The following is an 18,722-nucleotide window of genomic DNA, read 5'->3' as shown; positions in this document are numbered from 1 at the left end:
AGCGTTATCCATTTCCATTGTCGAAGAACACGTCGCCCGCAGCAAAGGTGCGCAGACCGTCCTTCGTTTCCAGTTTCAGCATGCCGGCATCATCGATGCCGACGAAAATCCCCGAGACCTGCTCGCGGGCAAGGTTCACGGTAATACGTTCATTGATGCCGCAGGCTTGCTTGCGCCAGCGCGCCACCGTCTCGGCAAGGCCCCTGCCCCGATCCCAGATCGCAAGTTCCTGCGCCATGGTCTCGAACAGATGTGCAAACAGCGTCTCGGGGTCGGCGCCCGCGACATAATCGGCAATCCGCGCTACCGGGTATGGCGCGTCATCCGGACCGGTCGTGACATTAACGCCCATGCCGATAACGACGGCAAGCCTGCCATCGTCAAGCAATTCCGCTTCCAGCAGAATGCCACAAACCTTGTGGCGGTCGATCAGGATATCGTTCGGCCATTTGATCGCGATTTCGTTGTCGTGACCGGCCATGACCCGCGAAATCGCGCCGTGAACGCCGAGCGCCGCCACCAGCGGCAGCGAGGCTGTCAGCGCCTGGGGCGCGGGGTCGACAAGCAGAAGCGAGGCATAGAGATTGCCCCGCTCCGAAACCCAGTTACGTCCGCGCCGTCCGCGCCCGGTCTCCTGCCGCTCAGCCGTCAGCCACAACAGGCCGGGATCGCCGGCACGCGCCCGATCCATCGCCTCGCTATTGGTGGAGCCGACGGTATCGAGCGCTTCGTGGCGGTAGGCGTCTGCGGCGGAATATGCTGCCGCCATCCTAGAAGAGAGCCGCAGCGGCCTTGGCCGCGGCATCGTTCAGCGCGCCGCCGAACAGGAGATAGCCGATCGCGAAAATGCCGCTGATCCCGAAGACGAAGCGCAGCTCGCCGGCAACCCGTGAAAATTCGACGGACGGCTCATCGAACCACATCACCTTGATCACCCGCAGATAGTAGAAGCAAGCGACCACGGAGGACACGATACCGATAATGGCGAGCGTATAGAGCTTGGCGTCGATCGCGGCCAGGAACACGAAATACTTGCCGAAGAAACCGGCAAGCGGCGGCACGCCGGCAAGCGAGAACATCAGCGCAGTCAACACGACGGCCATCACCGGCTTAGTGGTCGAAAGGCCTGCGAGATCGTCGATATTCTCGACATTGCCGCCTTCCTTCAGCCGCATCGCCATGATGATCGCGAATACGCCGAGCGTGGTGAACAGGTAGATCGCCATATAAAGCGCGACACCCTTGACGCCCGCCTCGCTGTCGGCGGCAAGGCCGACCAGCGCGTAGCCCATATGGGTGATCGAGGAATAGGCCATCAGCCGCTTGATATTGCGCTGGCCGATCGCGGCGAACGCGCCGAGCACCATCGAGGCGATCGCGATGAACACCACGACCTGACGCCACTCATCGGCGGCAGGGCCGAAAGCCTCGGTCAGAAGCCGGACGATGATCGCCATGGCCGCAACCTTGGGCGCGGAGGCGAAAAAGGCGGTGACCGGCGTCGGCGCGCCTTCATAGACGTCCGGCGTCCACATGTGGAACGGCACAGCGGAAATCTTGAAGGTGATGCCGGCAAGCACGAACACCATGCCGAAGATGAAACCGAGACCTGTTTCGCCGGCCGAGATCGCGGCGGCAACCGGGCCGAAGCCGATATTGCCGGTGAAGCCGTAGACCAGCGAGATGCCGTAAAGCAGCATGCCGGAGGACAGCGAGCCGAGCACGAAATATTTCAGCCCCGCCTCGGTGGAACGCAGGCTGTCGCGGTTGATGGCGGCGATCACGTAAAGCGGCAGCGACATCAGCTCGAGGCCCATATAGAAGGCGAGCATGTCATTGGCCGAGGTCATCAGCAGCATGCCGGTGGTCGACAGCAGCATCAGCACCGGAAACTCGAAACGGTCGAGATATTCCGGCTCCTCGTGACCGACCGACAGGATCATCGACAGCGCCGCGCCGATCAGCGCGAGCGCCTGCATGAACAGCGTGAAGTCGTTGAACACCAGCGAGCCGCCGAAGGCCGTGCCCTCGCCCGCCCAGAACAGCGCGCCGAAGGCGGCGATCAGCAGGAACACGGCAAGGCCGACGATCGTCTGGCCGCTCTTGCGGCCGGCGAACGCGCCGATCATCAGCAGAACCATCGCACCGAGCGCGAGGATCAGCTCCGGCATGATCAGCTTCAGACTTGAAAGTATGAGTTCCGATGTCATGTCCAAAAGATCCTGTCTCAGTATACCGGCAGCGCGATGTTCTTGGTCTGCTCAAGAACGGCGTCATAGTGTTGAACGATCTGCGCCACCGGGCCATGGATCGCCGCGAAGATCGGCTCCGGATAGACGCCGAAGAAGATCGTCAGGAAGATCAGCGGATAGAGAACGATCTTCTCGCGGGTGCTGAGGTCCAGCAGCGCCTTCAGGCTGTCCTTCTCCAGTGCGCCGAAGATCACCCTACGGTAAAGCCACAGCGCATAGGCCGCCGACAGGATGACGCCGGTGGCTGCGAACAGGGCAACCCAGGTGTTGACCTGGAACACGCCGATGACCGTCAGGAACTCGCCGATGAAGCCGGAGGTGCCGGGCAGGCCGACATTGGCCATGGTGAAGATCATGAAGGCGACCGCGAATTTCGGCATATTGTTCACGAGCCCACCGAAGGCCGCAATCTCACGCGTATGCATGCGGTCGTAGACGATGCCAACGCAGAAGAACAGCGCGCCCGAGACGATGCCGTGCGAGAGCATCAGGAAGATCGAGCCTTCCACGCCCTCGGTGGTGGCCGAGAACATGCCCATGGTGACGAAGCCCATATGGGCGACCGACGAATAGGCGATCAGCTTCTTCATGTCGGTCTGCATCAGCGCCACGAGCGAGGCATAGATGATTGCGATGATCGACAGCGCGAAGATGAACGGCGCGAAGTAATAGGAGGCGTCGGGGAACATCGGCATCGAATAGCGCAGCACGCCGAACCCGCCGAGCTTAAGAAGAACGCCCGCCAGCACGCCCGAGGCTGCGGTCGGCGCTTCCACGTGCGCATCCGGCAGCCAGGTATGCACTGGCCACATCGGCATCTTCACCGCAAACGAGGCGAAGAAGCCGAGGAACAGCCAGTATTGCATGTTGACCGGGAAATCATACTCCAGCAGCACCGGCACACTGGTCGTGCCCGTTACCCAGTACATCGCCATGATGGCCAAGAGCATGAAAACCGAGCCGGCGAAGGTGTAGAGGAAGAACTTCAGCGATGCGTAGACCCGCCGCTCGTGCCCCCAGATACCGATGATCAGGTACATCGGGATCAGGCCCGCCTCGAAGAAGATGTAGAACATCACGATATCGAGCGACACGAACACGCCGATGATCAGCGTTTCGAGGATCAGGAAGGCGATCATGTATGCCTTCACCCGATAGGTGATGGCTTCCCACGAGGCAAGGATGCAAAGCGGCATCAGCACCGTCGTCAGCAGGATGAACAGCAGCGAAATGCCGTCGATCCCGAGATGATAGGAGATGCCCGTGCCAAGCCAGGGATGGTTTTCGACCATCTGGAAGTTCGGGTTCGACGGATCGAACTTCATCCACACGAACAGCGAAACGATGAAGGTGAACAGCGTCGTCAGCAGCGCGACGTTGCGGATGTTCCTGAGCCCGGTCTCGTTATCGTCGCGGGTGAACAGGATCAGCACCACGCCGATAAGCGGCAGGAAGGTGACTGTTGAGAGAATTGGCCAGTCGCTCATTACCGAGCCCCTCCGAGCATCATCCAGGTTACAAGCGCGGCCACGCCGATCAGCATTGCAAACGCATAGTGGTAAACATATCCGGACTGCAGTTTGACGACGCGGTTGGTCACGTCGTTGACCCTTGCTGCAATCCCGTTCGGGCCGAAGCGGTCGATCACGCCGATATCACCCTTCTGCCACAGGAAGTATCCGAGCGCCTTGGCCGGCCTTACGAACAGGAAGTCGTAAAGCTCATCGAAATACCACTTGTTGAGCAGGAAGGCGTAGAGGCGCGGAAATGTCTTCGCCAGAGCCGGCGCGGAGGACGGCTTGATGAGGTACATGTAGATCGCGACCACCGTGCCGAGCAACATCGCGATGAACGGCGACAGCACAACCCACAGCGGCACATGGTGATGCTCGTCGAGCACCTCGTTGTGCGGGCCGGTGAACAGCGCGCCCTTCCAGAACTCGCTGTAATCATGCCCGAAGAAATAGGGCAGGAAGACAACGCCGGCGAACAGCGCGCCGATCGACAGCACGACCAGCGGCAGCAGCATGACCCAGGGGCTTTCATGCACATGGTGCATGACATCGGAAGACGCGCGCGGCTTGCCGAAGAAGGTCATGAAGATCAGACGCCAGGAGTAGAAGGCGGTGAAGGCGGCGGCGATAACCAGCATCCAGAACGAGAAGTTGCCGAGCGGGCTTGCCGAGACATAGGCCGATTCGATGATCGCGTCCTTGGAGAAGTAGCCGGCCGCCCCGATCGGCGTGCCGGGAATGCCGGCGCCGGTGATGGCAAGCGTGCCGATGATCATCGCCCAGAAGGTAACCGGGATGTGCTTCCTGAGCCCGCCCATGTGACGCATGTCCTGCTCGCCGGAGACGGAATGGATCACCGAGCCGGCGCACAAGAACAGAAGCGCCTTGAAGAAGGCGTGGGTGAACAGGTGGAACACGCCGGCCCCGAAGGCCCCTGCCCCGAGCGCCGCGAACATGTAGCCGAGCTGCGAGCAGGTGGAATAGGCGATCACGCGTTTGATGTCGTTCTGCACCAGACCGATGGTCGCCGCGAAGAAGGCGGTGATCGAACCGATCAGAGTGACGAAGGTCAGCGCCGTCGGCGACAGTTCGAACAGCGGCGACATGCGGGCGACGAGGAAGACGCCGGCGGTCACCATGGTTGCCGCGTGGATAAGGGCGGAAACCGGCGTCGGACCTTCCATCGCGTCCGGCAGCCAGGTGTGCAGCAGGAACTGCGCCGACTTACCCATCGCGCCCATGAACAGAAGCAGGCAGACCGTGGTGATCGCGGTCGACACATCCATGCTCATGCCGAGGAAATGCAGAACGGATACATTGCCCTGCGCGGTCTGCAGCGTGACCTCGCCATTGGCGAGACGTTCGGCCGCCGAGAAGATCGGGTCGAAATTGATGGTGTGGGCAAGGAAGAACAGGCCGGCAATGCCAAGCAGGAAGCCGAAGTCGCCCACGCGGTTGACGATGAAGGCCTTCATCGCGGCCGCACTCGCCGATGGCTTCTTGTACCAGAAGCCGATCAGCAGATAGGAGGCAAGGCCGACGCCTTCCCAGCCGAAGAACATCTGCAGCAGGTTGTCGGAGGTGACCAGCGCCAGCATGGCGAAGGTGAACAGCGACAGATAGGCGAAGAAGCGCGGGCGATGCGGATCGTCATGCATGTAGCCCACCGAATAGAGGTGGACGAGACAGGAAACCGTGTTGACCACGACCAGCATCACCGCCGTCAGCGTGTCGACGCGAAGCTGCCACAGGACGTCGATGTCGCCGGAGGTGATCCAGCGCATGACCGGCACCTGAATGACGAAATCTTCCGCATGGGTCAGGAAGCCGACGGAAATGAACACATACCAGGACAGGACAGCCGCGACCGCCATCAGGGCGATCGTCACCCATTCGGTGGCCTTGGCGCCGATGCGGTTTCCGAAGAGGCCGGCGATGAGGAAGCCTACGAGCGGCAGGAAGACGATGAGTTTGTAGATCATCTGGAAATCAGCCCTTCATCACGTTGACGTCTTCGACCGCGATCGAGCCGCGGTTGCGATAGAACACCACCAGGATCGCCAGACCGATCGCGGCTTCGGCCGCCGCGACGGTCAGAATGAACAGCGCGAAGACCTGGCCGACCATATCGTTCAGGAACGAGGAGAACGCGACCATGTTGAGGTTGACCGAAAGCAGGATCAGCTCGATGGACATGAGAATGATGATGACGTTCTTCCGGTTCAGGAAGATGCCGAAGACACCAATCGTGAAGAGTATGGCACTGACCGTCAGGTAGTGGGAAAGTCCGATTTCCATTGCGTTGTCCTTAGATCCCGTATCCCTGCAAATTCTCGTTCTTATATGCCCTGGCCAGGCTTGACCTTGACAGTCTCGTGCGCGCTTTCAGGCGTGCGCGCAACCTGCTTGGCAATGTTCTGGCGCTTGACGTCCGGGCGATGCTTCAGCGTCAGCACGATCGCGCCGATCATGGCGACGAGCAGGATGAGGCCGGCCACCTGGAAGAAATAGGCGTAATGCGTGTAGATCACGTCGCCCAGCGCGCTCACGCTCGAGCGGTCGGCCGGTATCGGCATCGCCGTGTTGGCGGCGATATCGGTCGGAATGAAGCTGCCGCCGACGACCACGATCAGCTCCGCCAGAAGCACGATCCCGATCAGCGCACCCACCGGGGCGTAGTGCAGGATGCCGGACCTGAGCTCGGCGAAATCGATGTCGAGCATCATCACCACGAACAGGAACAACACCGCCACCGCGCCGACATAGACCACCAGCAGAAGAAGGCCGAGATATTCCGCGCCCGCCAGGATGAACAGCGCCGCCGCATTCACGAACACGACGATCAGGAACAGCACCGAATGAACGGGGTTCTTCGCCCAAATCACCATGAACGCCGACGCCACGGCGACGAACGCGAAAATATAGAAAAAAAGAGCATGGAGACCCATGATGGTGCCTTCTCTTCGTGGTCGCAGCGGCTCCCGCCGCTATCACATTTGTAAAAGCCCCGCCGCCGGATGCGGCAGGCCCTTCATTTCAGATCTATCGAACCGCCGGGCGAAATCCCCCCGCCCGGCCTCTCCTTACCGGTAAGGCGCATCCATCGCGATATTCTTCGCGATTTCGCGTTCCCACCGGTCGCCATTGGCGAGCAGTCGTTCCTTGTCGTAGTACAGCTCCTCGCGCGTCTCGGTGGCGAACTCGAAATTCGGCCCCTCGACGATCGCTTCCACCGGACATGCCTCCTGGCAGAAGCCGCAATAGATGCACTTCACCATATCGATATCGTAGCGCACCGTGCGGCGCGTGCCGTCATTGCGGCGCGGACCGGCCTCGATGGTGATCGCCTGCGCGGGACAGATCGCCTCGCACAGCTTGCAGGCGATGCAGCGCTCCTCGCCGTTCGGATAACGGCGCAGCGCATGCTCGCCGCGAAAGCGCGGGCTCACCGGCCCCTTTTCGAACGGGTAGTTCACCGTCGACTTCGGCGAGAAGAAGTAGCGCATCGTCAGAAAGAACGCACCGACGAACTCCTTCAGGAAGAGCGCGTTGAATGCCTGAGCGACAGAACCCATTTCACAATCTCCATTGCGGTGTTGCGAAAAACACCTGCATCAGCCGACCCAGCCGGTCAGTTTGACGACGAAAGCAACGATCACGACCATGGCGAGCGACAGCGGAAGGAAGACCTTCCAGCCGAGACGCATCAGCTGGTCGTAGCGGTAGCGCGGCACGAAGGCCTTGACCATGGCGAACATGAAAAAGCACAGGCACAGCTTGATCAGGAACCAGATGACGCCGGGAATCCAGTTCAGAACCGCGACATCCAGGATCGGCAGCCAGCCGCCGAGGAACAGCGTGGTCGTCAGCGCGCACATCAGCACGATCGCGGCATATTCGCCGAGCATGAACATCATGTACGGGGTCGAGCCGTATTCGACCATGAAGCCGGCAACCAGCTCCGATTCCGCTTCCGGAAGATCGAAGGGCGGACGGTTGGTCTCGGCCAGCGCCGAAATGAAGAACACGATGAACATCGGGAACAACGCCAGCCAGTTCCAGTCCAGGAAGGACGGCGGCAGGCCAAGCATGGTGCCGAGGCCGGTTTCCTGCGCGAACACGATATCAGAAAGGTTCAGCGAGCCGACCGTCAGCAGCACGGTGACGATCACGAGGCCGATCGAGACTTCGTAGGACACCATCTGCGCTGCCGAACGCAGCGAGCCAAGGAAGGCGTATTTCGAGTTCGAGGCCCAGCCGCCCATGATCACGCCGTAAACCTCAAGCGAGGAAATAGCGAAGATATAGAGAATGCCGATATTGATATTGGCGATCACCCAGCCCTCGGCAACCGGCATCACCGCCCAGGTGGCAAGTGCGAGCGTGACCGAGATCAGCGGCGCCAGCAGGAACACGACCTTGTCCGAGCTTGCCGGGATCACCGGTTCCTTGAACACGAATTTCAGAAGGTCGGCGAAGGACTGCATCAGCCCGAAGGGACCGACAACGTTCGGGCCCCGCCGCATCTGCACCGCCGCCCAGATCTTGCGGTCGGCGAGCAGGATGAAGGCGATGCCGACCAGCAGCAGAACCAGAAGCAGCAGAGACTGGCCGATCATGATCAGCGCGGGCCAGAGATACGTCCAGAAAAAAGAATCCATTGCTCCGTCCTTACTCCGCTGCCGCCTGGAAATTATTGCGCGCCAGCGCCGAGCATTCGGCCATAACGGCAGACGCCCGGGCAATCGGGTTGGTCAGGTAGAAATCGGTGACCGGCGATACGAAACCGGAATCACCAAGGTCCCCACCTTTGCCGGCCAGCGTTTCGATGGCGTTGATATCAGCGTCAGCGATCTCGTCAAGCGCGGCGAGGTGCGGAAATTCGCCATAAAGGGCTGCACGCAGCGCGCCGAGCGAGTCGTAGGGCAGCGCCTTGCCGAAAACGCCAGACAGCGCGCGGATGATCGCCCAGTCCTCGCGGGCGTCGCCCGGGGCAAAGCCTGCGCGGTTGGTCATCTGCACCCGGCCTTCGAGATTGACGTAGGTGCCGGACTTTTCGGTGTAGGTCGCGGCCGGCAGAACGACATCGGCGTTCATCGCGCCGGCATCGCCATGGCTGCCGATATAGACGGTGAAGCCGGCCTTCTTGGCGGAGAAATCGAGTTCGTCCGCGCCGAGCAGGAACAGCACGTCCATATCGGAGAGCATCGAAGCGGTATCGGCAGCGCCCTCGCCCGGCACGAAGCCGATATCGAGACCGCCGACGCGCGAGGCCGCCGTGTGCAGCACGGCAAAGCCGTTCCAATCGGCTGTGACGGCGCCGATGTCCTTTGCGATCGCCGCAGCCTTGGAGAGAACCGCCGCGCCATCTGCGCGGGCAAGCGCGCCAGGACCGACCAGCACGATCGGACGTTCGGCCTTTTTCAGCACCTCCATGAAATCGCTGGAGGCCAGATCGGCAAGCGAGGACGGGCCCGCGCCGAGATAGCTCACGGGATAACGCAGATCGGCATTCTCGCCGATCACGCCGATCGGGAAATTGCCCTTGCGCGAACGCTTGCGGATGCGGGCGTTCAGCACCGAAGCCTCGAAGCGCGGATTGGAGCCGATGATCAGCAGCGCATCGGCATTCTCGATACCCTCGATGGTCGGGTTGAAGATGTAGCCCGCACGGCCGGCGGACGGGTCGAGCGCTGCGCCATCCTGGCGACAATCGATATTGGCCGAGCCGAGCGAGGCCATCAGGCCCTTCAGCGCATACATTTCCTCTACGGCAGCCAGATCGCCGGCAATTGCGCCGATCTTCTCGCCCTTAGTGGCATCGACCTTGGCCTTGATCGCGGCAAAGGCATCTGCCCAGCTTGCGGGCTGAAGCCGACCACCCTGGCGGATATAGGGCTTGTCGATGCGCTGGGTGCGCAGACCGTCCCAGATGAACCGGGTCTTGTCGGAAATCCACTCCTCGTTCACCTGCTCGTTGATGCGCGGCATGATGCGCATCACTTCGCGGCCACGGGTATCAACGCGGATCGCGGAACCGACGGCATCCATGACGTCGATCGATTCGGTCTTGTTCAGCTCCCACGGACGGGCAGTAAAGGCGAAAGGCTTGGAGGTGAGCGCGCCGACCGGGCAGAGGTCGACGACATTGCCCTGAAGCTCGGACGTCATCGCGCGCTCGAGATAGGTGGTGATCTCGGCATCCTCGCCGCGGCCGATCAGGCCAAGCTCGGAAATGCCGGCAACCTCGGTGGTGAAGCGGACGCAGCGCGTGCAGTGGATGCAGCGGTTCATCACGGTCTTGACCAGCGGGCCGATATACTTGTCCTCGACGGCGCGCTTGTCCTCGCGGTAGCGCGATGAGTCGATGCCGAAGGCCATCGCCTGGTCCTGCAGGTCGCATTCGCCGCCCTGGTCGCAGATCGGGCAATCAAGCGGATGGTTGATGAGCAGGAACTCCATCACCCCTTCGCGTGCCTTCTTGACCATCGGCGTCTTGGTGAAGATTTCCGGCAGGGAGCCATCCGGCCCGCCGCGGATATCCTTCACGCCCATGGCGCAGGAAGCGGCCGGCTTCGGCGGTCCGCCCTTCACCTGAATGAGGCACATGCGGCAGTTGCCGGCAATCGACAGCCGCTCGTGAAAGCAGAAGCGCGGGATTTCAGCACCCGCCGCCTCCGCCGCCTGCAGCAGCGTGTAGTGGTCGGGAACCTCGATTTCCTTGCCGTCTACAATCAGATTTACCATATCCGTTCTTCCCGCTTCGCCGAGGACCTCGAAGAGACCGCCGGCATTTTATTCTCGATTGCGTCCGCCCGCTCCGGGCTCCGCCTCAAGCCTTGTGTTCTTTCCACAGCGCCAGCATTGCGCCGACATCCACGCCGTCAATCGTCATGCCGTGCAACCGGCATTCACTGATCGAGACACCCGAGAGGTTGGCATCCGTCACCGTCATGCCGGAAAGGTTCGCGTCCGTGACTGCCATGCCGGAGAAGTTGGCATTGCTTACCTTCCAGCCCGACATGTTCACGTTGTGAAATTTCGAACCAGACAGATCCACATCATCAAACGCCGAGCCCGCTAGGCAGCTCTTGCTGGCATCGATGCGATCAACCTGGTCATGAAATTTCATAACCTTACTCCGCCGCTTCCATCACCGCGCCTTCAGACGTGGCGTTGGCCGTGTACTGGTCGATCCGCTTTTCGATTTCCGGACGGAAATTGCGGATCAGGCCCTGGATCGGCCACGCCGCCGCATCGCCGAGCGCGCAGATCGTGTGGCCTTCCACCTGCTTGGTGACGTCGAACAGCATGTCGATCTCGCGCTTCTGGGCGTTGCCCGTCACCATGCGCTCCATCACCCGCCACATCCAACCAGTGCCCTCGCGGCACGGCGTGCACTGGCCGCAGCTTTCATGCTTGAAGAAGGCCGAAAGCCGTGCGATCGCCGCGATGATGTCGGTCGACTTGTCCATCACGATCGCGCCGCCCGTGCCGAAGGACGACTTCACCTCGCGCAGGCCGTCAAAGTCGAGCTGGACGTCGATCATGTCCTCAGCCTTGACCACCGGGCAGGATGCGCCGCCGGGGATAACCGCCAGAAGATTGTCCCAGCCGCCGCGAATGCCGCCGCAATGCTTCTCGATAAGCTCCCGGAAGGTGATGCCCATCGATTCCTCGACCACGCAGGGCCGGTTCACATGGCCGGAAACCATGAACAGCTTGGTGCCGACATTGTTGGGACGACCAAAAGAGGAGAACCAGCTCGCGCCGCGCCGCAGAATGGTCGGCGCAACCGCGATCGATTCGACGTTGTTGACCGTGGTCGGCAGGCCGTAAAGGCCCATGTTTGCCGGGAATGGCGGCTTCAGCCGCGGCTGGCCCTTCTTGCCTTCCAGGCTTTCCAGAAGTGCTGTTTCCTCGCCGCAGATATAGGCGCCCGCGCCGTGATGGACGATGATGTCCATGTCCCAGCCGCACTTGTTGTCCTTGCCGAGAAGGCCGGCGTCATAGCACTCGTCGATCGCCGCCTGCAGCGCCTCGCGCTCGCGGATGAACTCGCCGCGCACATAGATATAGGCGGTATGCGCGCCCATGGCGCAGCCGGCGATCAGGCAGCCCTCGATCAGGTGATGCGGGTCGTTGCGCAGGATTTCGCGGTCCTTGCAGGTGCCGGGCTCGGATTCGTCAGCATTCACAACGAGATAATGCGGACGGTCATCCTTCGGCATGAACGACCATTTGAGGCCGGTGGGGAAGCCAGCGCCGCCACGGCCGCGCAGACCCGAATCCTTCATCTCCTGGACGATCCAATCGCGGCCCTTGTCGATGATGCCTTTGGTATTATCCCACAGCCCGCGCGACATCGCGCCCTTCAGGGACTTGTCCCTGTGGCCGTAGAGATTGGTGAAGATGCGATCTTTATCCTTTAACATGCTTCACTCCTACCGCGCTGTTCTGCCGAATACTTTTTCGTATTCCTCGATGCCGCCCTTGGCCAGAACGCCGGCCTGGCGCACCCATTCGTCGCGCTCGATGCGACCGCCGAGCTTCAGCGAATCATTGACCCAGGCGCATTCGCCGGGGGTCCAGGCCGCAATCTGCTCGAACTTGTAGATGCCGATATCGTTGAGAAGCCCCGCGATCTTGGGGCCGACGCCGGACATCAGCGTCAGGTCGTCGGCGTCGTCGGGTTTCTGGTCGACGGCCGGCGGACGATCGCCCTTGGCGCCGTCGATCGCTTCCTTCGAGCCCGCGCCCTCGCCGGTGGCGTCGGTATCTTCGGATTCGAGCGCGCCCTCGCCTTCCTCGGTCAGCGAGGTAAAGCCGCCTTCGGGCGCGGAAAGCCAGCGGTCGATCTGCGGACCGGGCTTGATCTCGGAGCCGCGGCCAGCCTCGAACGCGTCGATGATCTCTTCCATGCGTTCGGGCGTCAGGTCTTCATAGACGTCCTTGAAGATCATGACCATCGGCGCGTTGGCGCAGGCGCCTAGGCATTCGACCTCTTCCCACGACATCGTGCCGTCGGCATTGGTCTCATGGGCCTTGGCGTTGATCTTCTTCTTGCAGACATTAATCAGGTCGCCAGCGCCGCGCAGCATGCAGGGCGTGGTGCCGCAAACCTGGATATGCGCGTTGGTGCCGACCGGCTTCAGCTGGAACTGGGTATAGAACGTCGCCACTTCCAGAACGCGGATCAGCGGCATGGCCAGCATGTCGGCGACCTTTTCGATCGCGGCGCGGGTCACCCAGCCTTCCTGGTCCTGCGCCCGCATCAGAAGCGGGATCACGGCGGATTGCTGGCGGCCTTCCGGGTATTTCCGGATCGTGGCTTCGGCCCAGGCCGCGTTCTCGTCTGAAAACGCAAAGGCGGCGGGCTGGACATTCTCATCGGCTAATCGACGAACGGACATGCTTTCTTACACCTCTTCGGAGGTTGTCATCACGGCTTCCGCATATCCCACGTTCTGCCGCCGGTCTGCAACCGGCGCGGGACAGTCGGAAACGAATACTGCACTCTTTACGACCGCAAGCGTCACCGGTCCACCTCGCCGAACACGATGTCGAGCGTGCCGATAATGGCGGTGACGTCGGCAAGCTGGTGACCCTTGGAAATGAAGTCCATAGCCGACAAATGGGCAAAGCCCGGCGCGCGGATCTTGCAGCGATAGGGCCGGTTGGTGCCATCGGAGACGAGATAGACACCGAATTCGCCCTTGGGGGCTTCAACCGCGGCATAAACCTCGCCCTCGGGCACATGATAGCCCTCGGTATAGAGCTTGAAGTGGTGGATCAGCGCTTCCATCGAGCGCTTCATCTGCGCGCGCTTCGGCGGAACCACCTTGCCGTCCATCGAATTGAACGGACCGGTCTTGGCATCGCCCAGCAGCCGCTCGACGCACTGCTTCATGATCTTGACCGATTCGCGCATCTCGTTGATGCGCACGATCCAGCGGTCATAACAGTCGCCATTCTTGCCGACGACGACATCGAAATCGAGATCGGAATAACATTCGTAAGGTTGCGCTCGGCGCAAATCCCAGGCTGCACCACAACCACGCACCATAACGCCGGAAAAGCCCCAGGCAAAAGCGTCCTCAAGCGAGAGAACGCCGATATCGACATTGCGCTGCTTGAAAATGCGGTTGCCGGCCAGCAGTGCCTCAAGGTCGTTCAGCTTTTGCGGGTATTGCTCGCACCACTTGCCGATATCCTCGACCAGTTCGGGCGGCAAATCCTGATGAACACCGCCGGGGCGGAAATAGGCAGCATGCATGCGCGCGCCACAGGCGCGCTCATAAAACACCATCAGTTTTTCACGTTCCTCGAAGCCCCAGAGCGGAGGCGTCAAGGCACCGACATCCATGGCGGAGGTCGTCGTGTTCATAAGATGATTGAGGATGCGGCCGATCTCGGAGAACAGCACACGGATCAACTGACCGCGAATCGGGATCTCGACCTCGAGCAGCTTTTCCACGGCAAGCGCGAAAGCGTGCTCCTGGTTCATCGGCGCGACGTAATCGAGCCGGTCGAAATAAGGCACCGCCTGAAGATAGGTCTTCGTCTCGATCAGCTTTTCGGTACCGCGGTGAAGCAAGCCGATATGCGGGTCAACGCGCTCCACGATTTCGCCGTCAAGCTCCAGCACCAGTCGCAATACACCGTGCGCCGAGGGGTGCTCGGGCCCGAAGTTGATCGTGAAGTTGCGGACATTATGTTCAGTCATGCCGATCAATCCTGTTGCGACGCAATCGCCGCGAAAAACGCCGCGGACGTCATCTTCTTGGTATCGTTGGCGAAGGCGTAGTTATCCGGCTTCTCGTCGATGAAAATCTCGCTTGCGAAACGAAAGCTGCCCGGCTCATCGAAAGCCTGGGACGAAACGACGGTATCCGAGCCATCCTGCATGCGCCAGAACAGCGTCGAGCCGCAGGTGCTGCAGAAAACCCGCTCGCCATACTCAGAGGACTTGTAGACCCCGAGGGCGGGCTCGCCTTCCACCTCGACGCTCCGGCCGCACTCTACGCCGAGGAAACCGGCCCCGCCGGTCCAGCGACGGCAAAGCCCGCAATGGCATGCACCCATTTCGTGACCCTTCGGAACGGCCGAAAACCGAACCGCGCCACAGATACAGCCGCCTTTCATACGATCAGCCATCACCTGCTCCTCAGTTCGCCTTTTCGTCGCCGGGCAGAACGTAATCGGGCCCTTCCCATGGCGACAGGAAATCGAAGCTGCGGTATTCCTGGCGGAGTTCGACGGGTTCGTAGATCACGCGCTTGGCTTCCTCGTCATAGCGCAGCTCGACGAAACCGGTGGTCGGGAAATCCTTGCGCAGCGGGTGGCCCTCGAAACCGTAATCGGTGAGGATCCGGCGCAGGTCCGGATGACCGCCGAACGGAATGCCGTACATGTCCCAGGTTTCGCGCTCGAACCAGTCGGCGCCGGGGAAGATCGGCGTGATCGAAGGCACGACCTCGTCTTCGCCCACTTCCAGCTTGATGCGGATACGCGCGTTCTGAGTCGGCGACAGCAGGTGATAGACAACATCGAAGCGCTTCTCGCGCGTCGGCCAGTCCACACCGCAGACATCAATGATGCAGACAAAGGCGCACTGGCCATCATCGCGCAGGAACTTGGCGACATCGACAATGCTCTCGGGCGTCGTCATCACCGTCAGTTCTTCATGCGCGAACACGATATCCGAAACGCCCTCGCAGGCTTCGCGGATATGGGCGCCGAGATCGTTCAAAGCTTCGCTCATAATAGTCTCCCGCCGCTATCGCTCGATCGTTCCGGTGCGCCGGATCTTCTTTTGCAGAAGAAGCACGCCGTAAAGCAGCGCCTCGGCGGTGGGCGGACAGCCCGGCACGTAGATATCGACCGGGACGACGCGGTCGCAGCCGCGCACGACGGAGTAGGAATAATGATAATAGCCGCCGCCATTGGCGCAGGAGCCCATCGAGATGACATAGCGCGGCTCGGGCATCTGGTCGTAGACCTTGCGCAGCGCAGGCGCCATCTTGTTGGTCAGCGTGCCGGCGACGATCATGACGTCGGACTGGCGAGGCGAGGCGCGCGGGGCGAAGCCGAAGCGTTCGCAGTCATAACGCGGCATCGACATCTGCATCATCTCGACGGCGCAGCAGGCAAGACCGAACTGCATCCACATCAGCGAACCGGTGCGCGCCCAGGTGATAAGCTGGGCCGACGAGGTGACCAGAAAGCCCTTGTCGGCGAGCTCGTTGTTGATCTCGCCGAAGAAACGGTCATCAGCGCCGACCGGCTTGTTGGTCATCGGATCGACGACGCCCCGCGGCACGGGGGCGACGAATGTCTCGTTGCTCACTCCCATTCCAGCGCTCCTTTCTTCCATTCATAGATGAAGCCGATGGTCAGCACGGCCAGGAACACCATCATCGACCAGAAACCGAACCAGCCGATATCGCCGAAGGATGCCGCCCAGGGAAACAGGAAGGCCACCTCGAGATCGAAGATGATGAACAGGATTGCCACGAGATAGAAGCGGATGTCGAACTTCATGCGCGCATCGTCGAAAGCGTTGAAGCCGCACTCGTATGCGGACAGCTTTTCCGCATCGGGCGCCTTGAAGGCCAGCGCGAAGGGCGCGACCATCAGGGCCAGCCCGATGATGAGACAGATAGCGATAAAGATGACGATCGGAATATAGGAACTGAGGACTTCAGCCATATAAAACACCCTTGCCGTTTTGAGGCGCCCGGGTCAGCGCACCCGCAGGATAAACCGCGAGACCGAAAATTGATAGATGTCGGGGTCGTGACTAGCGCAGCCGGCGCGCTCGCGCAAGACATTCAAACCCTTTTCGTCGCGCTGCAACAAAGTTTCAACCGCCTGCCCTGATAAGCGGCGGGCCCGGCAGGCAAAGGCTGCGGCAAATTGTTGCGGTTGTCATCCATTTTGGAAAGAAGCGCGAAACGCGCAACGACGTCCGAAACGAAGAATCGCGCCAATGCGAGGCTATGACAACAAGCCGCGCTGCAAGCGCAAATTTCGGACCATCCTAGGAGAAGAAGAATGGCGCGAGTGACGGGGCTCGAACCCGCGACCTCCGGCGTGACAGGCCGGCACTCTAACCAGCTGAGCTACACCCGCGCTTTGTGCCGTTTCAGTTTCGAACCGCTTGTTTTCGAAGCGCTTCGTCTGTCGGCGTGAGCGGCTGTTTAAGGGGGTCGCCTGAAAGTGTCAAGCAGCTTGTCACGCATTTCTGATTTTTTTGCGATCGCCGTCCGGGACCTGTGCGAAACCGGCAAAATGCCGCGCCGCAAGCCATCGCGAAAACGCTGGCAAAACAGGCTGAAACTGCTCATGAACCGGAAATTGCGTGACGAACACCCTTCCGTCCCCACCTGCGCCAGCGCGGCCCCTCCCCTCAACAAGCCTGGATGCCCAAGAAGCCAAAAGGGGCGGAGAGGCTGCTCCCGCCGGGTTTTGCATCAAGCTTTGCGCCGGGCGCGAAAAAAATGACAAAAACCGTCGAAACCCTCTTGCGGTTTTGCCGCGATCCGCATATTTCACGCCTCACCAACGCGGTCGGGCGATTAGCTCAGTTGGTAGAGCGCCTCGTTTACACCGAGGATGTCGGGAGTTCGAGTCTCTCATCGCCCACCATTCTTCTTCTTTTCCATGTAGTTTCAGATCAGTGTCGTTGAGTCCGTTGCGTGCCGCTCAACGTTTCGGCGGTGATTCAATCAGCGTAACGCTTCTGATTCCCTTGCGTTTTTGACGTTCCGCAAAACTGCGCTGGCGAAATCCGCCGGAGAATTGCGTCTGGCAAGCAAAGATCCAGACCCCGCTTGGCCACCCAAGTGCACTATAAACGTTTTAAACTGAAAATCCGCTTCGATATTTGACCTTCCGGTCAAAAAAACCAGAAGAATCCTTCGTTTACCATATCATACTTCCGCGTTTTATATTGCCTGCAACAGAAAACCATAATAAACTCCACAGCGGAGGATCACTATTATGGCACACTATAAATGCAGTGATTGCATGATGGTGCAGAACACCGGTCGCGTTTGCCGGCGTTGCGGGAGCTATAGTCTTTCTGCGCTTGAAACCCATGGTGGCGCTGTCACGGAACGCGAGCGCAACACCCAGGTGCCCGCTGCAGCATCGTCCAACATGCCCGTATGGCTGTCATTTTTCGGAATAGCGGTTCTGACGTCCTATTTGCTGCTTTTCCACGTGTGACGCCGGGCGCGCGCCGCATGCCACCTCCGCCGCAGGGAAATCCGGGGCGGAGTGGCAGCGCTTTGGTCGTTTGGTCAGCAGGCTTCTGGCCCGAGTCGAAGTGTCGGCGAGAAAGTGGAATCCGGCTTTTCGGTCAAGCTGTGCTTCAGAGCTCGACGATCCGACCCGCCAGAAGAGGCGATACGCGGCTGCGGGCCATGGCCGCTGCGTGTGATGATGCCAAGTCTGAGGCAATCGTGATCGGCCCGCGCTTCGGCTGCACATAGGCGGCCACGGCCACACGCTCAGCCCGCAGAGGTTCGAAGCCGGGTCGCGCCCTCAGGCGCCCCGCGGGCGTCGGCGCGGCAGGGTATGATGGCCTCAGGCCGTACGGCTCTTCGCGCCGTCGGAAAACAGCGAACGGCCGTTCTGGTCGATGATCTGCTTGCCCTTGCGGAAGGTCCACTCGATCGCCTCATCCTGGGAGGAAAACAGGTCGGCGCGGATGAAGGTCCGCGTCAGGGTCTCGTCATTCACCTCTTTTTCGATTCGGCCCTGAAGGCGATACTGCGCCCCCTCCTTCACCGGTTCGGCGAAGATGATGCAGTCCTCATGGACGATCGATTTCACCGCCTGCTCGTTCTCGCGCCCCTCGCCGCCTCCGCCGCCTGAAAACAGTGAGCCGATCCGAGAAAAAAACGATGCCATCTTCAAAACTCCTTTTTTGTCTTTCTAGCCGATCGGC

At 60.7% G+C, this 18,722-nt stretch carries 18 protein-coding genes and 2 tRNA genes; 1 reads left to right on the top strand and 19 read right to left on the bottom strand.

Annotated features, from left to right (window positions below; genetic code table 11):
• Positions 1–4: 4 nt before the first annotated feature.
• The 18 genes from V6766_RS13160 to V6766_RS13075 form a co-directional block, all read right to left on the bottom strand.
• On the bottom strand, positions 5–769 hold the full coding sequence (locus tag V6766_RS13160; protein WP_448467090.1) for a biotin--[acetyl-CoA-carboxylase] ligase: 765 nt from the start codon (positions 767–769) through the stop codon (positions 5–7).
• A gap of 1 nt (position 770) precedes the next feature.
• Positions 771–2,210: an NADH-quinone oxidoreductase subunit NuoN gene (gene nuoN, locus V6766_RS13155; protein WP_448429369.1), complete on the bottom strand. Its 1,440-nt coding sequence runs from the start codon at positions 2,208–2,210 to the stop codon at positions 771–773.
• 17 nt (positions 2,211–2,227) lie between these two features.
• The gene (locus V6766_RS13150; protein WP_448467088.1) at positions 2,228–3,739 is read right to left on the bottom strand and encodes an NADH-quinone oxidoreductase subunit M; all 1,512 of its coding nucleotides are present in this window, start codon (positions 3,737–3,739) and stop codon (positions 2,228–2,230) included.
• Entirely contained in the window at positions 3,739–5,748 is a 2,010-nt protein-coding gene (nuoL, locus tag V6766_RS13145; protein ID WP_448467086.1) for an NADH-quinone oxidoreductase subunit L, read from the bottom strand. Before nuoL ends, V6766_RS13150 begins: the two co-directional genes overlap by 1 nt.
• A gap of 7 nt (positions 5,749–5,755) precedes the next feature.
• Positions 5,756–6,064, bottom strand: a complete 309-nt coding sequence (nuoK, locus tag V6766_RS13140) for an NADH-quinone oxidoreductase subunit NuoK (protein WP_018064310.1) — start codon at positions 6,062–6,064, stop codon at positions 5,756–5,758.
• Between the two features lie 41 nt (positions 6,065–6,105).
• Positions 6,106–6,714, bottom strand: a complete 609-nt coding sequence (locus V6766_RS13135) for an NADH-quinone oxidoreductase subunit J (RefSeq protein WP_448429375.1) — start codon at positions 6,712–6,714, stop codon at positions 6,106–6,108.
• 135 nt (positions 6,715–6,849) lie between these two features.
• Positions 6,850–7,341 (bottom strand): NADH-quinone oxidoreductase subunit NuoI, encoded by a 492-nt coding sequence (gene nuoI / locus V6766_RS13130; RefSeq protein WP_018064312.1) that lies wholly within the window; start codon positions 7,339–7,341, stop codon positions 6,850–6,852.
• 39 nt (positions 7,342–7,380) lie between these two features.
• The gene (gene nuoH, locus V6766_RS13125; protein WP_448467084.1) at positions 7,381–8,427 is read right to left on the bottom strand and encodes an NADH-quinone oxidoreductase subunit NuoH; all 1,047 of its coding nucleotides are present in this window, start codon (positions 8,425–8,427) and stop codon (positions 7,381–7,383) included.
• 10 nt (positions 8,428–8,437) lie between these two features.
• The gene (gene nuoG, locus V6766_RS13120; protein ID WP_448467082.1) at positions 8,438–10,513 is read right to left on the bottom strand and encodes an NADH-quinone oxidoreductase subunit NuoG; all 2,076 of its coding nucleotides are present in this window, start codon (positions 10,511–10,513) and stop codon (positions 8,438–8,440) included.
• Between the two features lie 85 nt (positions 10,514–10,598).
• Positions 10,599–10,898 carry a pentapeptide repeat-containing protein gene (locus V6766_RS13115; protein ID WP_448429383.1) on the bottom strand — a complete coding sequence of 100 codons (300 nt, stop codon included), beginning with the start codon at positions 10,896–10,898 and terminating at the stop codon, positions 10,599–10,601.
• 4 nt (positions 10,899–10,902) lie between these two features.
• Positions 10,903–12,201, bottom strand: a complete 1,299-nt coding sequence (nuoF, locus tag V6766_RS13110) for an NADH-quinone oxidoreductase subunit NuoF (RefSeq protein WP_448467080.1) — start codon at positions 12,199–12,201, stop codon at positions 10,903–10,905.
• Positions 12,202–12,210: 9 nt separating this feature from the next.
• Complete coding sequence (gene nuoE / locus V6766_RS13105) at positions 12,211–13,179, bottom strand: NADH-quinone oxidoreductase subunit NuoE (protein WP_448467078.1); 969 nt, start codon at positions 13,177–13,179, stop codon at positions 12,211–12,213.
• Between the two features lie 122 nt (positions 13,180–13,301).
• Complete coding sequence (locus V6766_RS13100) at positions 13,302–14,492, bottom strand: NADH-quinone oxidoreductase subunit D (protein WP_448467076.1); 1,191 nt, start codon at positions 14,490–14,492, stop codon at positions 13,302–13,304.
• 5 nt (positions 14,493–14,497) lie between these two features.
• On the bottom strand, positions 14,498–14,923 hold the full coding sequence (locus V6766_RS13095; RefSeq protein WP_448467074.1) for a GFA family protein: 426 nt from the start codon (positions 14,921–14,923) through the stop codon (positions 14,498–14,500).
• Between the two features lie 10 nt (positions 14,924–14,933).
• Entirely contained in the window at positions 14,934–15,530 is a 597-nt protein-coding gene (locus V6766_RS13090) for an NADH-quinone oxidoreductase subunit C (protein ID WP_448467072.1), read from the bottom strand.
• Positions 15,531–15,545: 15 nt separating this feature from the next.
• Positions 15,546–16,121 carry a NuoB/complex I 20 kDa subunit family protein gene (locus V6766_RS13085; protein WP_448467070.1) on the bottom strand — a complete coding sequence of 192 codons (576 nt, stop codon included), beginning with the start codon at positions 16,119–16,121 and terminating at the stop codon, positions 15,546–15,548.
• On the bottom strand, positions 16,112–16,477 hold the full coding sequence (locus V6766_RS13080; protein WP_230720603.1) for an NADH-quinone oxidoreductase subunit A: 366 nt from the start codon (positions 16,475–16,477) through the stop codon (positions 16,112–16,114). The genes V6766_RS13085 and V6766_RS13080 overlap by 10 nt, the downstream gene beginning before the upstream one ends.
• Positions 16,478–16,823: 346 nt before the next feature.
• A tRNA-Asp gene (locus tag V6766_RS13075) sits at positions 16,824–16,900 on the bottom strand.
• Between the two features lie 440 nt (positions 16,901–17,340).
• Here V6766_RS13075 and V6766_RS13070 point away from each other — a divergent pair.
• A tRNA-Val gene (locus V6766_RS13070) sits at positions 17,341–17,416 on the top strand.
• A gap of 942 nt (positions 17,417–18,358) precedes the next feature.
• Here V6766_RS13070 and V6766_RS13065 read toward each other — a convergent pair.
• Positions 18,359–18,685, bottom strand: coding sequence for an HlyU family transcriptional regulator (locus V6766_RS13065; RefSeq protein ID WP_230720605.1), 327 nt, complete (start codon positions 18,683–18,685; stop codon positions 18,359–18,361).
• Positions 18,686–18,722: the final 37 nt, after the last annotated feature.

This window comes from Martelella sp. AMO21009, from assembly GCF_053484295.1.
This window is presented reverse-complemented; position numbering and strand designations above follow the sequence as displayed.

Coding starts and splice junctions, on each gene's coding strand:
- V6766_RS13160 (WP_448467090.1), bottom strand. CDS start 769: ATGGCGGCAGCATATTCCGCCGCAGACGCCTACCGCCACGAAGCGCTC.
- nuoN (WP_448429369.1), bottom strand. CDS start 2,210: ATGACATCGGAACTCATACTTTCAAGTCTGAAGCTGATCATGCCGGAG.
- V6766_RS13150 (WP_448467088.1), bottom strand. CDS start 3,739: ATGAGCGACTGGCCAATTCTCTCAACAGTCACCTTCCTGCCGCTTATC.
- nuoL (WP_448467086.1), bottom strand. CDS start 5,748: ATGATCTACAAACTCATCGTCTTCCTGCCGCTCGTAGGCTTCCTCATC.
- nuoK (WP_018064310.1), bottom strand. CDS start 6,064: ATGGAAATCGGACTTTCCCACTACCTGACGGTCAGTGCCATACTCTTC.
- V6766_RS13135 (WP_448429375.1), bottom strand. CDS start 6,714: ATGGGTCTCCATGCTCTTTTTTTCTATATTTTCGCGTTCGTCGCCGTG.
- nuoI (WP_018064312.1), bottom strand. CDS start 7,341: ATGGGTTCTGTCGCTCAGGCATTCAACGCGCTCTTCCTGAAGGAGTTC.
- nuoH (WP_448467084.1), bottom strand. CDS start 8,427: ATGGATTCTTTTTTCTGGACGTATCTCTGGCCCGCGCTGATCATGATC.
- nuoG (WP_448467082.1), bottom strand. CDS start 10,513: ATGGTAAATCTGATTGTAGACGGCAAGGAAATCGAGGTTCCCGACCAC.
- V6766_RS13115 (WP_448429383.1), bottom strand. CDS start 10,898: ATGAAATTTCATGACCAGGTTGATCGCATCGATGCCAGCAAGAGCTGC.
- nuoF (WP_448467080.1), bottom strand. CDS start 12,201: ATGTTAAAGGATAAAGATCGCATCTTCACCAATCTCTACGGCCACAGG.
- nuoE (WP_448467078.1), bottom strand. CDS start 13,179: ATGTCCGTTCGTCGATTAGCCGATGAGAATGTCCAGCCCGCCGCCTTT.
- V6766_RS13100 (WP_448467076.1), bottom strand. CDS start 14,492: ATGACTGAACATAATGTCCGCAACTTCACGATCAACTTCGGGCCCGAG.
- V6766_RS13095 (WP_448467074.1), bottom strand. CDS start 14,923: ATGGCTGATCGTATGAAAGGCGGCTGTATCTGTGGCGCGGTTCGGTTT.
- V6766_RS13090 (WP_448467072.1), bottom strand. CDS start 15,530: ATGAGCGAAGCTTTGAACGATCTCGGCGCCCATATCCGCGAAGCCTGC.
- V6766_RS13085 (WP_448467070.1), bottom strand. CDS start 16,121: ATGGGAGTGAGCAACGAGACATTCGTCGCCCCCGTGCCGCGGGGCGTC.
- V6766_RS13080 (WP_230720603.1), bottom strand. CDS start 16,477: ATGGCTGAAGTCCTCAGTTCCTATATTCCGATCGTCATCTTTATCGCT.
- V6766_RS13065 (WP_230720605.1), bottom strand. CDS start 18,685: ATGGCATCGTTTTTTTCTCGGATCGGCTCACTGTTTTCAGGCGGCGGA.